The organism is Actinomycetospora succinea (assembly GCF_004363095.1).
Taxonomy (GTDB): domain Bacteria; phylum Actinomycetota; class Actinomycetes; order Mycobacteriales; family Pseudonocardiaceae; genus Actinomycetospora; species Actinomycetospora succinea.
Genome location: NZ_SNYO01000002.1, coordinates 742,757 through 759,524, shown reverse-complemented (window position 1 = coordinate 759,524; position 16,768 = coordinate 742,757). Strand labels below are relative to the sequence as shown.

Sequence of the window (16,768 nt, the reverse complement as noted above, 5' to 3'; positions counted from 1 at the left end):
CGCCGGCCTCGATCCTCGGTCGACTCAGCCGACGGGGACCGGGGGCGGGGTGACGGCGGGGGCGTCCGGGACCTCGGTGGTGTCCGAGGCGTCGGTCGCGCGGCCGAAGAACTCGAAGTCGGTGGGGTCGAACTGCCGCGTCTCCCACCAGTACCGCACGGTGAAGCCCGGCCAGATCGTCCGGTTCACGCCCGCCGCGTCGAGGTACCAGCTCGTGCACCCGCCGCGCGTCCAGATGCCCTTGTCCAGGCGGCGCTGCACGGCGGCGTTGGAGCGCTGCTGCACCTCGGCGCGCACGTCCAGCCCGCCCATGCCGCTGGCGTGCACCGTCGAGATCGCCTGCGCGACGTACCGGGTCTGGCACTCGATCATGAACACGACCGAGTTGTGCCCGAGCCCAGTGTTGGGACCGAGAAGGAAGAAGAGGTTGGGGAAGTCGGTGACCGTCATCCCCAGGTGCGTCGCCATGCCCCCGGCCGCCCAGACCTCGCGCAGCGTCCGCCCGCCCCGCCCGGTGATCTGCAGGCCGTCGAAGGCGTCGGTGACGTGGAAGCCGGTGCCGTAGATGATCACGTCGACGTCGCGCTCCACCCCGTCCCCGTCGACGATCGACGAGCCCCGCACCTCGCGCACGCCGCCCGTGATCACGTCGACGTCGGGGCGCGCGAGCGTGGGGTAGTAGTCGTTGGAGACGAGGATCCGCTTGCAGCCGATCGAGTAGTCGGGCGTCAGCTTCGCGACCAGCTCGGGGTCCTTCACCGACGCCTTGATGTGCTGGGTCGCGAGCCACTCGACGGGCTTGAGGAACGCCGGGTTCGTGTTGAAGCCGACCGCCCGCGACTCGAGCGCGGCGTACACCGCGGCCCGGTAGGCGCGGTGCGCCCGCGGGTGCCGGGCGAGGAACGCGCGGCGTCGCGACGACAGCGGCTTGTCGCCCTTGGTTAGCACCCACGCCGGCGTGCGCTGGTAGAGCTGCACCTCCGCGGCGTCGTCGGCGATCTGCGGGACGAACTGGATCGCGCTCGCCCCGGTGCCGATCACCGCGACCTTCTTGCCGCGCAGGTCGACGTCGTGGTCCCACTGCGCCGAGTGGAACGACGGCCCCGCGAACGAGGCGGCGCCGGGCAGGGACGGCGTCTTCGGCAGGTGCAGGGCGCCGAGGGCCGACACCAGGAACCGCGCCGTCCACGCGCGCCCGCCGCGGGTGTGCACGGTCCAGGTGCGGCGCTCCTCGTCCCACGTCGCGCCGGTCATCTCCTGGCCGAAGTGGACGTGGCGGCGCAGGTCGTGCTCGTCGGCGACCCGCTCGAGATACGCGCGGATCTCCGGCTGCGGTGAGTACGACCGCGACCAGTCCGGGTTCGGGACGCTCGAGAGCGAGTACATGTGCGACGGGATGTCGCAGGCGCAACCGGGATAGGTGTTGTCGCGCCACGTGCCGCCGAGCGAGTCGGCCTTCTCGAGCAGCACGACGTCGGTGATCCCGGCCCGGCGCAGGGCGAGGAGCTGTCCGAGACCCGCGAAGCCGGACCCGACGACGAGGACCTCGTGGACCTGCTCAGACGCCGACACGCGCGCCCTCCTCCTGGGTGATCACGTCCGTGACGGGCGCGGGCACGTCGAGTAGGCCCGCGACGTGCGCGGCGACCTCGTCGGCGCGCTCCAGGTTGATCATGTGCCCGGCGCCCGGGAGCAGCACGATCCGCGCGTCCGGCAGCGACGACGCGATCGCGCGGGCGTGGCGCTGGGGGCAGAGCCGGTCGTGGTCGCCGACGAGGACGACGGTCGGCGTGCCCTGCAGCGCGGCGAGGCTGTCGCGCCGGTGGTGCTCGCCGATCGAGAGGCGGAACGCCGCGACGCTCGGCGGGTGCGCGGCGAGCGCCTGCTCGGCGACCGACAGGACGTCGGCGCGGCGGGCGTGGCGGCCGAAGACGAGCGCGCGCACCACGCCGGAGATCGCCGTGGCGCGCCCGCGCGGGCGGGCGCTCCCGGCGCGTCCGACGTCGCCGATCTCGCCGGCCGGCGCGCGGTGGCCGAGCCGGGCGGTCAGCGGGATGAGCACGTGCTCGCCGCGGGCGACGAGCTTGCCGCGGCGTCCCGGCAGCCCGAGGTCGAGCCGGTCCATGTCGTCGCTCGCGGTGGCCACGAAGGCGACGCCGACGACCCGCTCGGCGACCAGCTCGGAGTGGCGCTCGGCCAGCGCCATGATCGTCATGCCGCCCATGGAGTGCCCGGCGAGCACGATCGGGCCGTCCGGGACGCGGTCGTGCAGGAGCGCGGCGAGGTCGTCGGCGGCGGTGGCGATGGTCGCCGTGCCCTCGGGGGCGTTGTCCGAGCCCCCGTGGCCGCGGTGGTCGTAGCGCAGGACACGCGACGTCACGCCGGTGCGGCGCAGGTCGTCGACGACCCGGTCCCACGTCCGGAGGTCCTGCGACCACCCGTGCACCAGCACGAGCGTGGGCCCCGGACCGTCACCCGAGTCCCCGACGCGCAGCCGCGTGCCGTCGGGCGTCGTGAACCGATCGACCTGCTCCGCCACGGCGGACCTCCTCAGCTCTCCCCCAGGAGGAACGACTTGCGCCACCAGGTCATGCCCGGACGGCCGACGAGACCGGCCTCGTCGAGGAACGGCATGATCTTCTCGCCGGCCCAGCGGATCATCTCCCGGTGGTGGGGGTTGCCCAGCGCGGCGCGGCGGCCCACGGCGGGGTCGATGCCGACCGCCGCGTAGACCTTCGGGTTGATCAGGCTGCGCACGACCATCATCGAGACGTAGGCGATGACGAAGCGCTGGTAGGCCTTCTCCGCCGGCCCGAGCTGCGCCATCCCGCGGGTGACCTCGTCGCGGGCGAAGGAGACGTGGCGCGCCTCCTCCATGATGTGGATCTTGTTGACCTGCCGCATCAGCGGCTGGATGGCCTCGTCGCCCGCCTGCTCGCGCTGCAGCCGGTCGAGCACCTCCTCGGCCACGAGGATGGAGCCGTAGGCCGCGGGGCCCCAGCTGATCACCGAGAAGAGCTTGCCGAGCTGGCGGATCCTCTCCTGCGGGCCGTAGGGCTCGACGCCCGCGGTGTGGACCATGCGCGCGAACATCTGCGAGTGGCGGCACTCGTCGGCGACCTCGGTGAGCGCGTACTGCGCCCGCGGCGTCGTCGGGTCCTCGGCGTAGAAGTCCTTGAGCAGGCGCTGCATGAGCAGGACCTCGAACCACAGGCCGACCGAGGCGACGCTGCACGCCTCGTGCTTGCCGAGCTCGACGCGCTGCTCGGGCGTCATCCGGTCCCACAGCTCGGTGCCGTAGAGCGACACCCGGTGCTCCGGCACCCAGATCTTGTCCGCGGGCAGCGGGGCGTCCCAGTCGATGTCGACGGACGGGGCGTAGGACTTCTTCGCGGAGGACTTGAGGAGGCGTTCGGCCGTCGCGTGACGGTCCGGAATCCTCTGCTCCGCCGTGGGCGCGCTCATCGCTGGGGTGTCCTCCCGGTCGCGGCGGTCTGACCCGAACATCTGGTAACCCGCACCTGGTGTACGTCTTACCGCTGGTAACTGTAACCAGTGGTAGCGTGCTGACCCGTGCCGGACGATGTCAAGCCGAACCGCCCCGGAGGTGCCCCTTCGCGTGACGGGCGTCGCACCCGCTGGGAGAAGCACCGCACGCAGCGGCGCGCGGAGTTCGTCGAGGCCGCGATGCGGGTGCTCGCCGACGTCGGACCCGACTTCGGCATCGAGCAGGTCGCGGTCGAGGCGGGGGTCACCAAGCCGGTGCTCTACCGGCACTTCTCCGACAAGGCCGACCTCGTCGAGGCGATGGGCGAGCGGGCGACGGAGATCCTCCTCGACCGCCTGATCCCGGCGCTGAACAGCGAGGAGGCGCCGCTCCCGCGCATCCGCAAGTCGATCGACGCCTTCTTCGGGACGCTCGACGACTACCCGAACCTGTACTGGGTGCTGGCGCGGCACACGCCGATCGACGGCCGCGGCTCCGACGTCGTCCGCGAGGACAAGGAGATCATCGCGACCGCGCTGTCGGCGATGCTCGGCGACTACCTGCGCGCCTTCGGGCTCGACTCCGGGCCCGCCGAGCCGTGGGCGTACGGCGTCGTCGGCTTCGTCCAGAACACCGCGGAGTGGTGGCTCGACCGGCAGTCGATGAGCCGGGAGTCCGTCGTCGAGTACCTGACGACGCTCGTGTGGGCGGCCATCGACGGCTTCGCCCGCCAGCACGGCGTCACGATCGACCCCAACGTCCCGCTCGAGATCAACAAAGTGGTCCAGCTCCGAGCGGGGAGCGACCGGGGCCCGGCGGCCGGTGCGGCCAAGCCGGGCGACGGTCGTGTCGGTGGCCGCACGGCCGCCGGCGGCACCAGCGATCGAGCAGTGAGGAGCCCGGAGCGATGACGCCAGCGGCAGCACCCGAGCACGATCACGATCACGACGAGGACGGCTACCGCGGGCCGGCGACCCTCGAGGTCGACGGCACCGAGTACGCCGCCGAGGTCACCCTCGTCGGGCATTTCGAACCCTACGACGGCCGGTACCGCTGGTACGGCCGCGTCGCCGCCCACGCCGAGCTGGACGCGGCGCTGGGCGGGAAGAAGCGCCCGGCGCGCGTGACCACCCCGGTGGGCGCGGCCGACGGCGAGCTCTCCGACGTCGACCCGTGGGGCCGCTACCGGCTCGCGGGCACCTCGACGCCGCCGTTCGCGGTGGAGTCGGCGCGCGAGCTCGAGGCCCCCGCCCTGGTCGAGGCCGGCTGATGGCGGCCCTCGGCGAGGAGGGTCGTGCGGTCGCGGAGCGTGAGGCGGCGGCGCACGGGCTCGACCTCGACACGGTCCTGTCCGTGGCGTCGCCGCAGCGCGCGGTCGACGTCATCGCCGGGCTGATCGGCCCGACGGTCTCGTTCGGCCCGGTGCCCGCGGGCCCGCACGACATGGCCACGGCCTCCGCGAGCGGCACGGTCGGTCGCCTCACGGCGTGGCGCGACGGCGTCACCCGGGTCACCGTGTGCGTGCCGGTGGAGCTCGACCTCACCGTCGTCATCGGGTCGCGGAGCATCCCGGCCGAGGTCGACCTCGTGGTGCGCGTCGGCCTCGAGGGCCGTGCGTCCGCGGGCGCGGTCGAGATCGACGTCGACCCCGTGCAGCCCGAGGACATCGACGCCGACATCCGCACGCGCGGCGTCGGCGGGGTGTTCCTGCGCCGCCTCGGCGATCTCGACGCCGAGATCCGCCACCACGTGGGCGTCTACGTGTCCGCCGTGCTCGCGACGCCCGAAGCCGTCGCCGAGTGCCGCATCGCGGTGGCCTGACCGGTCGTATGTGAGCGAAATTCCCGGCTATGGCCGGGAATTTCGCTCACATACGGGTCAAGCGGCGGAGGACGCCGGTGCGCCGGGGGCGGGCGCCGATGACGTGGTTCTTCCCGTCCTCGATCAGCGACGCCACGGTCTCGGCGGCGTCGCGGCGGTTGCGGCCGATGCCGCCGCCGGGGCCGCGCTTGATCCAGCCCACGACGTAGGCCCCGGTCCGCCCGTCCACGCGCCCGGCGTGGTTCGGGATGGTCCCGGTCTCCTCGTCGAAGGGCAGGCCGGGCGTCGGGCGGCCGCGGTGGCCGATGGCGCGCACGACGAGCCCGGCCGGCAGGTCGGTGCCGCCGACGCGCACCGCCGTGACGCGGTCGTCGCCGACCAGCGCCTCGATCGGCGCGTGGAAGCGCAGCACGACGCGGCGCCGCTCGCCGCCCGGCGGGACCGCGGAGAGCCGGGGCACGCCCTGCAGCAGCGCGGCCTGCTCGCCGGGGGCCGCCGCGTCGATGGCCTCGCCGACGCGCGGTTCGTGGTCGTCGACGACCACCTCGAGGTCGTCGCGGCGCAGCATCGCCAGCAGCTCGCCGCGCGTGTACGCGGCGTGTTCCGGGCCGCGCCGACCGAGCAGCACGACCTCGCGCACCCGGCTCGCGCGCAGCCGCTCCAGGACACCGGGGGCGACGGCGGACCCGGTCAGCGTCGACGGGTCGCCGGCGAGGATCCGGGCGACGTCGAGGGCGACGTTGCCGGTGCCGACGACCGCCACCCGCTCGGCGTCGGTCGGCACCGCGTCGGCGTCGATCTCGGGGTGGCCGTTGTACCAACCGACGACCGTCGTCGACGGCAGGTGACCGGCCAGGTCCTCGCCGGGCACGCCGAGGGGGCGCGAGGTCGGCGCACCCACCGCGTAGACCACGGCGTCGTGCCGGCGCGCCAGCTCGTCGGCGTCCACGTCGCGGCCGACCTCGGTGTCGAGACGCAGCCGCAGGCGGTGGTGGTCGAGGTAGCGGGCGAACGAGCCGCCGATGCGCTTGGTGTCGAGGTGGTCGGGCGCCACGCCGAACTTCACGAGGCCCCCGGTGACCGGGAGCCGGTCGTACAGCGTCACCCGCGCCGTCGTGTGCAGCAGCAGGTCCTGCACCGTGTACATCCCGGCCGGCCCGCTGCCGACCACCGCGACGTCGAGGCGCGGGAAGTCGGCGGGCAGCACCCGGTCGAACCGCACCGGGCCCCAGTCGTGGAACAGCGGCGAGCTCTCGTCCGGGCGAGCGGGCTCGGTGCCGGCGAAGTACTCGGCGTTGATCGCCGGGTAGTCGGCGAGCGCCCCGGTCAGCGTCTCGACCGGGAGCACCGCGTCGACCGGGCACGCCTCCGCGCACGCCCCGCAGTCGATGCACGTCCGCGGGTCGACGTAGAGCATGTCCGTCGTCCCGAAGTCGGGCTCGTCGGGCGTCGGGTGGATGCAGTTGACCGGGCAGGCCGCCACGCACGAGGCGTCGGTGCAGCACAGCTGGGTGATCGCGTACGGCACGGCGCGCGCTCCTACAGGACGTGCGCGGCGCGGTAGAGCGCCTTGGCCGGGCGGGTGAGCAGCCCGGCGGAGTCGAGGAACTCCATCAGCCCGGCGCAGCTCGACCGCAGCAGCGCGCGGTGGTTCTGGTTGCGCCGCGCCTCGCGGCGGGCGCGCTTCGGGTCGAGGCCCGCGTTCTCGTAGACCTTGCCGTTCCACATGCTCGTGACGATGAAGTAGCCGGCGAAGGCGACGACGAGCGCGTTGAACTGACGCCGCGCGGTGCTCGCGCCCTGCAGCCGCTCGAGGGTCTCCTCGCGGGCGAAGCGCATGTGCCGCGCCTCCTCGACCACGTGGATGTTGTTGATCGTGCGCGCGAACGGGGCCACGCGCTCGTCACGCATCCAGTCGCGCTGCATGACGTCGAGGACCTCCTCGGCGACGAGGATCGCGGCGTACGCGGCCTCGCCCTTCGCGAGGGTCTTGAAGACCCGCCCGCCCTCGATGACGTGGCGCGGCGGCCGGTACGCCGGCGCCCCGAGCTTCTTCGCGCCGCGCGCGAACATGATCGAGTGCCGGCACTCGTCGGCGATCTCGGTGAGCGCCCACTGGAACGCCGGGTCGGTCGGGTCCTTCGCGTAGAAGTCCCGGATGATCATCTGCTGCAGGATCATCTCGAACCAGATGCCGGTGCTGGCGACCGACGCCGCCTCCTGGCGGGTCAGCGCCGCGCGCTGCTCCTCGGTCATCTCGTCCCAGTAGGCGGTGCCGAAGAGGGTGCTCCACTCCGGCGACGCCCCGTGGTGGCGCGGGTCGAGCTCGCCGTCCCAGTCGACCTCCTCGAGGGGGTCGTACGAGAGCTGGTCGGACGAGTCGAGCAGCCGCGTCGCGACGTCCGCTCGGTGCGTGGTGCTCTGCTCCGCGGTCGTCATGGTTCCTCCAGGCCGGACTTCGGGTCACCGTTACTTGCGGTAGGTGATACCCAAGGTAGCAGTAACACCATGTCCGGCCGGGAGGTCTTGTGGTTGCGGTCACCCGCTCGTGGGGCGGCTCAGTTTCAGCAGCTCCTCGCGGTCGACGACCTTGATCCGCGGGCGTCCGTCGGGCTCGCCGCGGCCGCGTTCGTGGGCGTCGATGGCCGCCCAGCCCTCCTGGTCGACGAGGTCGGGGCAGCGGTCGCGCAGCCAGGTCTCGATGGCGTCGTGGTGGTCGGGCTCGGTGGCCAGCGGGGTGCGCTCGGCGAGGTCGGCGAGCAGGTGGCGGACGGTCTCGTTGGCGTCCTTCTTGTTGGTGCCGATGATCCCGCTGGGTCCCCGCTTGATCCATCCGACGACGTACTCGTGGGCGTGCTCGTCACCGTCGATGCGGCCCTCGGTGTGCGGCACGGTGCCGGTGTCGTCGTCGAACGGGACGCCGGGCAGGGCGAGGCCGCGGTAGCCGACGGCGCGCAGGACCAGGCCGGTGGTGAGGGTCTCGCGCTCGCCGGTGTCGACGGCGCGGGTGCGGCCGTCGTCGCCGGTCTCGAGGCGGTTGATCCCGAGGACGATCTCCTCGACGCGCCCGTCGCCGCGGATCTCGACCGGGGAGCGGTAGAAGCGGAACTCCATGCGGTGTTTCGCCTGGCCGCTGTCGTCGTTCTCGGCGAACCCGCGCAGGAGCTCGAGGTTGCGGCGGGTGGCCTTGGGCAGGGTGTCGTCGTCGGCGATGTCGGCGGGGACCTGGTCGGGGTCGGCGACGACGGCGAGGCCCTCGATGTCGTTCAGCTCGCGCAGCTCGGTGGTGGTGAACGCGGCCTCGCGGGGGCCGCGGCGCCCGCAGATCACGGTCTCGCGCACCCCGGAGTCGACGAGGGCGTCGAGGGCGTGGTCGGCGGTGTCGGTGGCGCGCAGGTCGGCCTCGGGCAGCAGCAGCATGCGGGCGACGTCGAGGGCGACGTTGCCAGCGCCGATGACGACGGCGCGCTCGGTGTCCAGCGGCGGGGCGAGGTCGACGTAGTCGGGATGGCCGTTGTACCAGCCGACGAAGTCGACCGAGGCGATGCTGCCGGGCAGGTCCTCGCCGGGGATGCCCAGGCGGCGCTCGGTCTGGGAGCCGACGGCGTAGATGATCGCGTCGTAGCGTTCCAGGAGCTCGTCGCGGGTGACGTCGGTGGGGCCCTCGCCGAGGCAGACGTGCCCGAAGAACCGGAAGCCCTCGCGGGCGGCGGTCTTGTCGTACTGGGACGACACGGACTTGATCTTCGGGTGGTCGGGGGCCACCCCGGCGCGGACCAGCCCCCACGGGGTCGCCAGCCGGTCGTACATGTCCACCCGCACGTCAGGCCCGGAGTCGGAGTCCGAGGCGTCGAGCAGGGCCGCGGCGGCGTAGAAGCCCGACGGTCCTGAACCGACGACGGCGACGTGGTGGGGTCGCGTCGTGTGATTCTCCACCGGATCATCGTGGCCCACCTGGACGCGGGCCGCACCCGTCCGTTACACGCAGCGGAACCGCCACGCCGGGACGCGACACGCCGCCGACAGGTGATCCCGAGGTAGGGCGTGGCTGCTTTCCGCCTCGGTCGAGTGGTCACTCCATGGGCTCATCGAGCGCGAGATCGCGGCGCCACCAGGGCTAACGTCCCTGGCGATGATCAGCGACGAGCACGGCGCGCTTGACGACGCTCCGGCCGGTGGCGTGCCCTGGCGCCGTGGGCTGGACGTGCTCGACGACTACTCCGGAGGCGGGATGCTCTCCGAGGAGCTCGCCGACGACCTCGTCAACGAGCTCGTCGGCCTCGGCGCGCGGACCCGCCGTCCCCGCCGCAGCCCGCACCCCGCGACGCGGCCGGGCCCGCAGCCCAGCCGCCCGCCGGTCCGGCCCCGTCTGGTGCTGGTCCGGGGCGGGCTGTCGTAGCTAGCCCTTCCGCGCCGGAGGTCGCAGCACAGCCCGACGGAGGAGGGCTGGGGTGCGCATCTCCTTGGCGCGAGTGACTAGTCCTTGACGGCGACGAGGACCAGGTAGGTCAGTTCGTTCCCGGCCATGCTCACGCGGTGCCGGAAGCTGCGCCGGATGAGGGTGCGGGTCCGGTGGGCGGACGCGCTGGTGGCCTCGAGCATCGCCTCGACGTCGGTGATGTCGTGGTCGCTCTCGCCGCCGGCCAGGGTCAGCGCGAGGAACGACCCGGGCGGGAACGCGTCCCACAGGTGCGCGAGCGAGTCGACCGGCACGTGTCCCTCGCCGACCGCGCCCGCCGCGACCAGCGCGGTCAGCTCGTCGTCGCGGACCATGGCCGTGACCTGCTCGACGTCGAGGCGCTCGCCGACGAGGTAGTGCCGGTAGAGGCCGGGCCGGTCGCGGTGGGCGGCGTCGCGGGCCTCCGGGATGCCGTCGGCGCCCGCGACGACGGTGACGCCCCGCGTGCGCAGCTCCTCGCCGACCACGCCGTTGCCGGCGCCGAGGTCGAAGGTCCGCAGCTCGGCGGGGTCGCGTCCCTCGGAGGCGGCGGCCTCCACGAGGGCGGCGGCCACGGTCGCCGGCGACGCGCACTCGAGCCGGCGCTGTACGACCTCCTCGTACAGCCCGGGCACCGCGTACACCCGGGCGTAGTCGTGCAGGGTGATCCGCTCGTCGGTGCCGTCGGCGTGGTGGAGCACGAACTCCTCCTGCGCCTGGCGGCGTCCCGGGGTCGTGTCGAGGTCCACGGTCCACCCGGCCGTCGGCTGCTCTGCTGTGGCCATGCCGAGCATCATGCCGGTACCGGCGGTCCCGACGCTGTGGCGAACGTCCCCGCCACCGGGCTGTGGCCTGGGTCGCCCGGCTGTTTCCTGCTCGTCCCCCGGCGGTCACTCTCGGTGGGGTCAGGTCACGCGTCGAGGTCGCCGCCGTGCACGACCCGGGTCGGCCGGAGCCCTCCGGCCGCCGCAGGGGAGGTCCGTCATGAGTGTCGTACCCGCTCACTCGCCCGTCGCCCAGCTGATGCGCCCCGGTGCCCGTCCGCGCCAGGCCGACGTCCCGGTCGACGACCGGGAGCACGCGATCACCGTCGTCTGCCACCTCCTGCACGCCGAGTGCGAGCAGTGGAGCTGGACCGCCCACCGGGCCGAGAACCACCGGCGGGAGGCCGTGCGCATCGTCGGCGCCCTCACCCGAGAGGGGTGGGCTCCCCGCACGGCGGCCTAGCGGACGTGTCCGCCACGCCGGACGGCCGGTAGATTCCTGCTCCGATCGGCTCACCGGGGCCGGAAGGGGTGGGCATGGCGATCGAGGTGGACGGCGTCGAGCTGCACGAGACGTCGCGGGGGTCGGGCGCCGCGTGGCGCTGGAGCTCCGCCGGGGAGCAACCCATCGACTACGAGGTCCAGTGGGTCGAGAACAAGGACACGTTCCTCTACGGCACCCGCGTGCGCCCGGGCGGCTGGAACCTGTCGCAGCTCGACCCGAACACGTGGGTCGGCGACGGCACCCTCGAGGGTGCGCGGGACATGGTCAAGCGGGGTCTGCCGACGCTGCCGCACTGACGGCGGCGGACCCCGGGAACACGAACGGCGCCGTCACTGCTCCGGGAGCAGCGACGGCGCCGTGCGTTCGTGCGGGGTGCCTCAGCTGTTGCTGCCGCCGAGGATCCCGGCCTCGCCGAGCTTCGACATGACCGCGTTCGGGCCGTCGAACTGCTCCTTGTCGAGCCCCTTGATGGTGTCGACCAGCTGCTGGTCGGCCCCGTTCGAGCTCGCGTGGTCGGCCAGCTCCTGCGGGCCGCCCGGGTAGTCGAAACCGGCGAGCGACTTCTGCACCTGCGTGACGTCGTAACCCATGATCGTCGGGTCCCCGACGCCCCGTCCCTCGAACCGCGACACTCGCCGACGTGACGACGCCCCCGTTCCCCGCCGTCGTGTTCGACCTCGACGGCACGCTCACGGTGTCCGGCACGACGCGGCCGGCGCCCGGGGTCGTCGCGCTGGTCGAGGCGCTGCACGCCCGCGGCGTGGACCTCGCGGTCGCGACGTCGGCGAGCACGGCGGTGGCGCGGCGGGTGCTCGACGACCTCGGCGTCCGGGGGTGCTTCGCGAGCGTGGCCGGGCGCGGGATCGACGGCCGGTACGACGGCAAGGACGCGGTCGTCGGCGAGGCGCTGCTCGGGCTCGGCGTCACGGAAGCGGCGCCCGGCACGCCGATGCTCGGCGACGGCCCCGGCGACATGGCGGCCGCGGTCGCCCGCGGTCTCGTGCCGGTCGGCGTGGGCTGGGGCGGCGCGTCCGAGGAGGCGCTGCGGGCGGCGGGCGCGGTCGTGGTGCTGCGTCGCCCGGACGAGCTGTGGTCGCTCGGGGCATCCTGAAGCCGTGCCCCGCTGGGTCCTGCACCTCGACCTCGACTCGTTCTTCGCGTCCGCGGAGCAGCTGACCCGTCCCACCCTGCGCGGGCGCCCGGTGCTCGTCGGCGGCCTCGGTCCGCGCGGGATCGTGGCGGGCGCGAGCGGCGAGGCGAAGGTGTCCGGGGCGCGCTCGGCGATGCCGATGGGCCAGGCGCGGCGGCTGTGCCCGCACGCCACGGCGCTGCCTCCGCGCACCGCGCTCTACCGGGTGCTCTCCGAGCAGTTCTTCGGCGTCGTGCGGGCGTGGGCGCCGGTGCTCGAGCAGATCGCCTACGACGAGACGTTCGCCGAGCCCGAGGCGCTGGCCGACGCGGACGCCGACGACGTGCGCGCCTTCGCGGAGAAGCTGCGGGCGGAGGTCCGCGCGGTCACGGGTCTCGCGGTGTCGGTGGGCGCGGGGTCGGGCAAGCAGGTCGCCAAGATCGCCTCAGGACTCGCGAAGCCGGACGGCGTGCACGTCGTGGCCCAGGGCGGCGAGCGGGCGCTGCTCGACCCGCTGCCGGTGCGCGCGCTGTGGGGGATCGGGCCGGTCGCCGAGGCCACGCTGCACCGCAGCGGCGTCGAGACGGTCGCCGCGCTCGCCGCCATGGACGCGACGGACGTGACCGCGCTGCTCGGGTCGGCCGTCGGCACCGGGCTGCACCGGCTCGCCCGCGGCCTCGACGACCGCCCGCTGGTCGAGCGGGGCGAGGCGAAGCAGGTCAGCGCCGAGACCACCTTCGACGAGGACCTCTCGAACCTCACCGCCGTCCGCGCCGCCGTCGCCGAGCTGGCCGAGGGCGCGCACCGCCGCCTCGTGGCCTCGCACCGCGCCGCCCGCACGGTCAGCGTGAAGATCCGCAGCGCGTCGTTCGGGACGACCAGCCGCGCCGAGACCCACCCCGACGCCACCACCGACCTCGCGACCCTCACCGACACCGCCCAGCGCCTCGCGGTCGCGGCGCTGCCCGACGCCGGCGTGCGGCTCGTCGGCGTCTCGTTCTCCGGGCTCACGACGGCCGTGCAGGAGGCGCTGTTCCCGGGGACGCCGGCGCCGGAGCCCGTCGCGGCGCCGGTGGCGGAACCGCCGGAGGAGCCCGAGCCCGAACCCGACCGCGCCTGGCGCACCGGCGACGACGTCGCCCACCCCGGGCACGGCCACGGCTGGGTGCAGGGCAGCGGGCACGGGCGCGTCACCGTGCGCTTCGAGACCGCGAGCACCGGGCCCGGCCGCGCGCACACCTTCCGCGCCGACGACCCGGACCTCTCCCGCGCCGACCCCGTGGCCAGCCTAGGTGCCCCCGGCAGGTGAGCAGTATGGACGGTTATCGCCGTCCATACTGCTCACCTGCGCGGAGCGCACCAGTGCACGTGCCGCCGCCCCCGCCGCCGCGGCGGCCCCCGGCTCGGCGGCGACCGCGTGGGTCACGAGCGCGCCCTCGTGCAGCAGGAACAGCTGCAGGGCCAGGCCGTCCGGGTCGGGCACGGCGGCCGCGGTCAGCTCGGCGGCGAACAGCTCCCGCAGCCACCGCTTCTCCTCGTCGATGACGGCGCGGCCGGGGTGGTCGGCGTCGTCGAGCTCGGCGAACGCGTTGACGAACGCGCACCCCCGGCTCCCCTCGGCGACCCAGTCCGCCAGCACCGCGAAGGGGGCCAGCGCGCGGCGGACCGGTTCGGTCTCCGCCTCGACGGCGGCCGTGACCCGCGCGCGCCAGCGCTCGTCGCGCGCCCGCAGGTAGGCCGCGACCAGCGCGTCCTTGGAGCCGAAGCGGTCGTAGAGCGTGCGCTTGGTGACGCCGGACTCCGCCGCGATCGTGTCCACCCCGACGGCGTGGATCCCGTGTGCGTAGAAGAGCTCCGAGGCGACGTCGAGGATGCGCCGGGCCCCGGGGGTGAGCGTCGTCATCGGGCCTCCCTTGCCTTCACAGGTCTGTGAACATACTCTGCGGGTCCAGAAGTTCACAGACCTGTGAAGTCGGAGGAATCATGGTGGCGATCCCGGACGCGATGCAGGCCGCGGTGCTCACGCGGCACGGCGGGCCGGAGGCGCTGGAGCTGCGGACCGTCCCGGTGCCCCGTCCCGGGCGGGGCGAGGTGCTGGTGCGGGTCACGGCGGCGGCGCTGAACAACACCGACCTCTGGACCCGGCGCGGCGCCTACGGGCTGCCCGGCGACCCCGACGCCCTGGCCGGCTGGCGCGGCCCGATCACGTTCCCGCGCATCCAGGGCGGCGACATGGCCGGCGAGATCGCCGTGGTGGGCGAGGGCGTCGACGCGGACCGCGTGGGCCGCCGCGTCGTCGTCGACAACGCGTTCTACGAGGGCGACGGCCCCGACGACGGCCCGATCGGGCTGCTCGGCAGCGAGGCCGACGGCGGCTTCGCGCAGTACGTCGTCTGCCTCGACGAGCGCGCCCACGACGTCGGCGCCTCCCCGCTGACCGACGAGGAGCTCGCCTGCCTCCCCGTCGCCTACGGCACCGCGGCCGGGATGCTCGCGCGCGGGCGGGTCACGGCGGGCGAGACGGTGCTGGTCACCGGGGCCTCGGGCGGCGTGGGCCTCGCGGCCGTGCAGCTCGCGGCGGCCCGGGGTGCCCGGGTGGTGGCGCTGACCGCGCCGGGCAAGGAGGAGGCGCTGCGGGAGGCCGGCGCGGCCGGGGTGGTGCTGCGCGGGTCGGAGCCGGGCGCGGTGGCCGACGCCGTCGCGCAGGAGGCCGGCGGTCCGCTCGACGCCGTCGTCGACGTCGTCGGCGGGCCGCTGCTGCCGGCCCTGCTCGACCGCATCCGCGACGGCGGCCGCTGGGTGATCGCCGGCGCGATCGGCGGCCACACCGTGGACCTCGACCTGCGCAGGCTCTACCTGCACAACGTCAGCCTCGTCGGCTCGTCGATGCACACCCGGACGCACTTCGCCGAGCTCGTCGCCGACGCCGTCGCGGGACGCATCCGCCCGCGGATCGCGGCGCGCTACGCCCTCGCCGACATCCACGCCGCGCAGGAGGAGTTCGCCGGCTCCGCCTACGTCGGCAAGATCGTGGTCATCCCGTGAGCGCGAACGCCGCCCGCAGCTCGTCGACGAAGTCGCGCGGGACCTCGAGCGACGCGAAGTGCCCGCCGCTGGGCAGGGCGTTCCAGTACCGCAGGTCGGTGTAGCGGGCCTCGACCCACGCGCGGGGCAGCTTGACCATCTCGGCCGGGAAGTACGACACCGCGCTCGGCACGGTGACCGGCGAGCTGGTGTCGACACCGCCGAAGCTCTCCCAGTACAGGCGCGCCGAGGACGCCCCGGAGCCGGTCAGCCAGTAGATCGTCGCGTTGTCCAGCACGCGGTCGCGGGGCACGCCGCCGAAGCCGTCGCCGTCGGTCCAGACGACGAACTTCTCGGCGATCCACGCGAGCTGACCGGCCGGGGAGTCGACGAGCCCGTAGCCAAGCGTCTGGGGGCGGGTGCGCTGCTGACCCGAGTAGCCCGATCCCACGCGCACGAACTCCCGGCCCTCGGCGAGCCAGCGCTGCTCGGTCTCGTCGAGCTCGCCGTCGTCGAACCCGTCCGGGCGCGGGGCGCGCGGCATGGTCGTGTGCATCATGACGACGCGGTCGGGGTGACGGACCGCGAGCTGCGTCGTCACCATCGCGCCCCAGTCGCCGCCCTGGGCGAGGAAGCGGTCGTAGCCGAGGCGGGTCATCAGCCCGGCCCAGGCGTCGGCGATGCGGTCGACGCCCCAGCCGGCCTCGGTCGGCTTGTCGCTGAACCCGTAGCCCGGCAGCGACGGCGCGACCACGTGGAAGGCGGGCAGGGCGTCGTCCCCGGGGTCGGTCAGGGCGTCCAGGACGTCGAGGATCTCGACGACCGAGCCGGGCCACCCGTGGGTGACGATCAGTGGCTGTGCGTCACTGCGCGGTGACCGAACGTGCAAGAAGTGGATGCCGAGACCATCGATCGCGGTGCGGAACTGGCCGCGCCGGTTGAGCTCGTCCTCGACCCGGCGCCAGTCGTGCTCCTCGAGCCACGCGCGGCACAGCTCGGTGACCGCGTCCAGGCCGATCCCCTGACCGGGATCGGTCGCGGGCTCCGGCAGACGGACGCGGCGGAGGCGTTCTCGCAGGTCAGTGAGCTGCTCCTCGGGGACGTCGAGGACGAACGGCACGACCTCGTTCGACGGATTCCCGGCGGGAACGGGTGCGTCAGCGGCCACGACACCGCACCGTATCCATCCGCGGACGGGTCCGCCGGTCGATCCCGATCAACAGGTCCGAACGCGTGGCGACTCGACACGCCGTCGGCTGGTGTTCGTGACCCGAACGAGCCAACTTCGCGTCGAGGTGTCACACGCGGCCCCATGGTGGCGATGCACGAGGTGGAGGTGATCAGCGTGCTGAACGATCGATCGGCGGCTCTGCTCGCGGCGGCGGCGGACCTGGACGAGTGCGACGGGTACGTCGTGCTGGTGTTCGACCCGGAGACCAGCGAGCTCGACGCGCACGGGCCGTACGAGGGTGTCGAGGCGACCATCCGTGCGGAGGAGATGCGGCGCGAGTTCGACGGCGACGGCCTGCCGGACGTGGTCATTCGCATCTCGCGGCTCCACAGTCCCCGCTGAGGGGTACACGTCCGTCGGACAGCGGCG

The 16,768-nt window shown here is 73.8% G+C and carries 20 protein-coding genes; 10 read left to right on the top strand and 10 right to left on the bottom strand.

Annotated features, from left to right (window positions below; genetic code table 11):
* Positions 1-24: 24 nt before the first annotated feature.
* From EV188_RS10055 to EV188_RS10045, 3 genes are read right to left on the bottom strand one after another with little or no spacing between them, the layout of a single operon-like run.
* Entirely contained in the window at positions 25-1,572 is a 1,548-nt protein-coding gene (locus EV188_RS10055) for a flavin-containing monooxygenase (RefSeq protein ID WP_133826068.1), read from the bottom strand.
* Complete coding sequence (locus EV188_RS10050; RefSeq protein ID WP_243741584.1) at positions 1,559-2,539, bottom strand: alpha/beta fold hydrolase; 981 nt, start codon at positions 2,537-2,539, stop codon at positions 1,559-1,561. Before EV188_RS10050 ends, EV188_RS10055 begins: the two co-directional genes overlap by 14 nt.
* An 11-nt stretch (positions 2,540-2,550) precedes the next feature.
* A complete protein-coding gene (locus tag EV188_RS10045; protein WP_133826067.1) occupies positions 2,551-3,465 on the bottom strand; it encodes an AurF N-oxygenase family protein in 915 nt (304 codons plus the stop codon).
* A 108-nt stretch (positions 3,466-3,573) separates the two neighbouring features.
* Here EV188_RS10045 and EV188_RS10040 point away from each other — a divergent pair, with 108 nt between their 5' ends.
* The 3 genes from EV188_RS10040 to EV188_RS10030 are packed head-to-tail and all read left to right on the top strand — an operon-like array spanning position 3,574 to position 5,308.
* Positions 3,574-4,398, top strand: a complete 825-nt coding sequence (locus EV188_RS10040; protein WP_133826066.1) for a TetR/AcrR family transcriptional regulator — start codon at positions 3,574-3,576, stop codon at positions 4,396-4,398.
* Positions 4,395-4,757, top strand: coding sequence for a DUF4873 domain-containing protein (locus EV188_RS10035; protein WP_133826065.1), 363 nt, complete (start codon positions 4,395-4,397; stop codon positions 4,755-4,757). The genes EV188_RS10040 and EV188_RS10035 overlap by 4 nt, the downstream gene beginning before the upstream one ends.
* Positions 4,757-5,308, top strand: coding sequence for a hypothetical protein (locus EV188_RS10030; protein WP_133826064.1), 552 nt, complete (start codon positions 4,757-4,759; stop codon positions 5,306-5,308). Before EV188_RS10035 ends, EV188_RS10030 begins: the two co-directional genes overlap by 1 nt.
* A gap of 46 nt (positions 5,309-5,354) precedes the next feature.
* On the opposite strand, the gene EV188_RS10025 is transcribed toward EV188_RS10030, so the two are convergent.
* From EV188_RS10025 to EV188_RS10015, 3 genes are all read right to left on the bottom strand, one after another.
* The gene (locus EV188_RS10025; RefSeq protein WP_133826063.1) at positions 5,355-6,836 is read right to left on the bottom strand and encodes an FAD-dependent oxidoreductase; all 1,482 of its coding nucleotides are present in this window, start codon (positions 6,834-6,836) and stop codon (positions 5,355-5,357) included.
* A gap of 11 nt (positions 6,837-6,847) precedes the next feature.
* Positions 6,848-7,747 (bottom strand): AurF N-oxygenase family protein, encoded by a 900-nt coding sequence (locus EV188_RS10020; RefSeq protein ID WP_133826062.1) that lies wholly within the window; start codon positions 7,745-7,747, stop codon positions 6,848-6,850.
* Positions 7,748-7,846: 99 nt separating this feature from the next.
* The gene (locus EV188_RS10015; RefSeq protein WP_133826061.1) at positions 7,847-9,244 is read right to left on the bottom strand and encodes an FAD-dependent oxidoreductase; all 1,398 of its coding nucleotides are present in this window, start codon (positions 9,242-9,244) and stop codon (positions 7,847-7,849) included.
* A gap of 196 nt (positions 9,245-9,440) precedes the next feature.
* Here EV188_RS10015 and EV188_RS10010 point away from each other — a divergent pair, with 196 nt between their 5' ends.
* Positions 9,441-9,707: a hypothetical protein gene (locus tag EV188_RS10010; protein ID WP_133826060.1), complete on the top strand. Its 267-nt coding sequence runs from the start codon at positions 9,441-9,443 to the stop codon at positions 9,705-9,707.
* Positions 9,708-9,784: 77 nt separating this feature from the next.
* Here the strand turns inward: EV188_RS10010 and EV188_RS10005 are convergent, their stop codons facing one another.
* Positions 9,785-10,531, bottom strand: coding sequence for a class I SAM-dependent methyltransferase (locus EV188_RS10005; protein WP_133826059.1), 747 nt, complete (start codon positions 10,529-10,531; stop codon positions 9,785-9,787).
* 199 nt (positions 10,532-10,730) lie between these two features.
* Between EV188_RS10005 and EV188_RS10000 the strand changes: the two genes are divergently transcribed.
* Both EV188_RS10000 and EV188_RS09995 read left to right on the top strand, forming a co-directional pair.
* Complete coding sequence (locus EV188_RS10000) at positions 10,731-10,973, top strand: hypothetical protein (protein ID WP_133826058.1); 243 nt, start codon at positions 10,731-10,733, stop codon at positions 10,971-10,973.
* A gap of 74 nt (positions 10,974-11,047) precedes the next feature.
* Positions 11,048-11,311 (top strand): hypothetical protein, encoded by a 264-nt coding sequence (locus tag EV188_RS09995; RefSeq protein ID WP_133826057.1) that lies wholly within the window; start codon positions 11,048-11,050, stop codon positions 11,309-11,311.
* An 81-nt stretch (positions 11,312-11,392) separates the two neighbouring features.
* Here the strand turns inward: EV188_RS09995 and EV188_RS09990 are convergent, their stop codons facing one another.
* On the bottom strand, positions 11,393-11,605 hold the full coding sequence (locus EV188_RS09990) for a DUF2795 domain-containing protein (RefSeq protein WP_133826056.1): 213 nt from the start codon (positions 11,603-11,605) through the stop codon (positions 11,393-11,395).
* Positions 11,606-11,655: 50 nt separating this feature from the next.
* On the opposite strand from EV188_RS09990, the gene EV188_RS09985 reads away from it, so the two are divergent.
* Together EV188_RS09985 and EV188_RS09980 are read left to right on the top strand one after the other, a co-directional pair.
* Positions 11,656-12,126, top strand: a complete 471-nt coding sequence (locus tag EV188_RS09985) for an HAD family hydrolase (RefSeq protein WP_133826055.1) — start codon at positions 11,656-11,658, stop codon at positions 12,124-12,126.
* 4 nt (positions 12,127-12,130) lie between these two features.
* Positions 12,131-13,453 (top strand): DNA polymerase IV, encoded by a 1,323-nt coding sequence (locus tag EV188_RS09980; protein ID WP_133826054.1) that lies wholly within the window; start codon positions 12,131-12,133, stop codon positions 13,451-13,453.
* Here the strand turns inward: EV188_RS09980 and EV188_RS09975 are convergent.
* On the bottom strand, positions 13,433-14,047 hold the full coding sequence (locus tag EV188_RS09975; RefSeq protein WP_133826053.1) for a TetR/AcrR family transcriptional regulator: 615 nt from the start codon (positions 14,045-14,047) through the stop codon (positions 13,433-13,435). The genes EV188_RS09980 and EV188_RS09975 overlap by 21 nt on opposite strands.
* A gap of 80 nt (positions 14,048-14,127) precedes the next feature.
* On the opposite strand from EV188_RS09975, the gene EV188_RS09970 reads away from it, so the two are divergent.
* Positions 14,128-15,189: a zinc-binding dehydrogenase gene (locus EV188_RS09970; protein ID WP_243741583.1), complete on the top strand. Its 1,062-nt coding sequence runs from the start codon at positions 14,128-14,130 to the stop codon at positions 15,187-15,189.
* Here the strand turns inward: EV188_RS09970 and EV188_RS09965 are convergent.
* Positions 15,179-16,336 carry an epoxide hydrolase family protein gene (locus tag EV188_RS09965; RefSeq protein WP_133826052.1) on the bottom strand — a complete coding sequence of 386 codons (1,158 nt, stop codon included), beginning with the start codon at positions 16,334-16,336 and terminating at the stop codon, positions 15,179-15,181. The two genes, EV188_RS09970 and EV188_RS09965, sit on opposite strands and share 11 nt — an antisense overlap.
* A 177-nt stretch (positions 16,337-16,513) precedes the next feature.
* Here EV188_RS09965 and EV188_RS09960 point away from each other — a divergent pair, with 177 nt between their 5' ends.
* Complete coding sequence (locus tag EV188_RS09960; protein ID WP_243741582.1) at positions 16,514-16,741, top strand: hypothetical protein; 228 nt, start codon at positions 16,514-16,516, stop codon at positions 16,739-16,741.
* Positions 16,742-16,768 lie beyond the last annotated feature (27 nt).

What these genes read in the sequence shown, in the direction of transcription:
- EV188_RS09970 (WP_243741583.1), top strand. Translation starts at nt 14,128, where the DNA reads ATGGTGGCGATCCCGGACGCGATGCAGGCCGCGGTGCTCACGCGGCAC.
- EV188_RS10030 (WP_133826064.1), top strand. Translation starts at nt 4,757, where the DNA reads ATGGCGGCCCTCGGCGAGGAGGGTCGTGCGGTCGCGGAGCGTGAGGCG.
- EV188_RS10005 (WP_133826059.1), bottom strand. Translation starts at nt 10,531, where the DNA reads ATGGCCACAGCAGAGCAGCCGACGGCCGGGTGGACCGTGGACCTCGAC.
- EV188_RS10045 (WP_133826067.1), bottom strand. Translation starts at nt 3,465, where the DNA reads ATGAGCGCGCCCACGGCGGAGCAGAGGATTCCGGACCGTCACGCGACG.
- EV188_RS09975 (WP_133826053.1), bottom strand. Translation starts at nt 14,047, where the DNA reads ATGACGACGCTCACCCCCGGGGCCCGGCGCATCCTCGACGTCGCCTCG.
- EV188_RS09995 (WP_133826057.1), top strand. Translation starts at nt 11,048, where the DNA reads ATGGCGATCGAGGTGGACGGCGTCGAGCTGCACGAGACGTCGCGGGGG.
- EV188_RS09990 (WP_133826056.1), bottom strand. Translation starts at nt 11,605, where the DNA reads ATGGGTTACGACGTCACGCAGGTGCAGAAGTCGCTCGCCGGTTTCGAC.
- EV188_RS10035 (WP_133826065.1), top strand. Translation starts at nt 4,395, where the DNA reads ATGACGCCAGCGGCAGCACCCGAGCACGATCACGATCACGACGAGGAC.
- EV188_RS10010 (WP_133826060.1), top strand. Translation starts at nt 9,441, where the DNA reads ATGATCAGCGACGAGCACGGCGCGCTTGACGACGCTCCGGCCGGTGGC.
- EV188_RS10000 (WP_133826058.1), top strand. Translation starts at nt 10,731, where the DNA reads ATGAGTGTCGTACCCGCTCACTCGCCCGTCGCCCAGCTGATGCGCCCC.
- EV188_RS10020 (WP_133826062.1), bottom strand. Translation starts at nt 7,747, where the DNA reads ATGACGACCGCGGAGCAGAGCACCACGCACCGAGCGGACGTCGCGACG.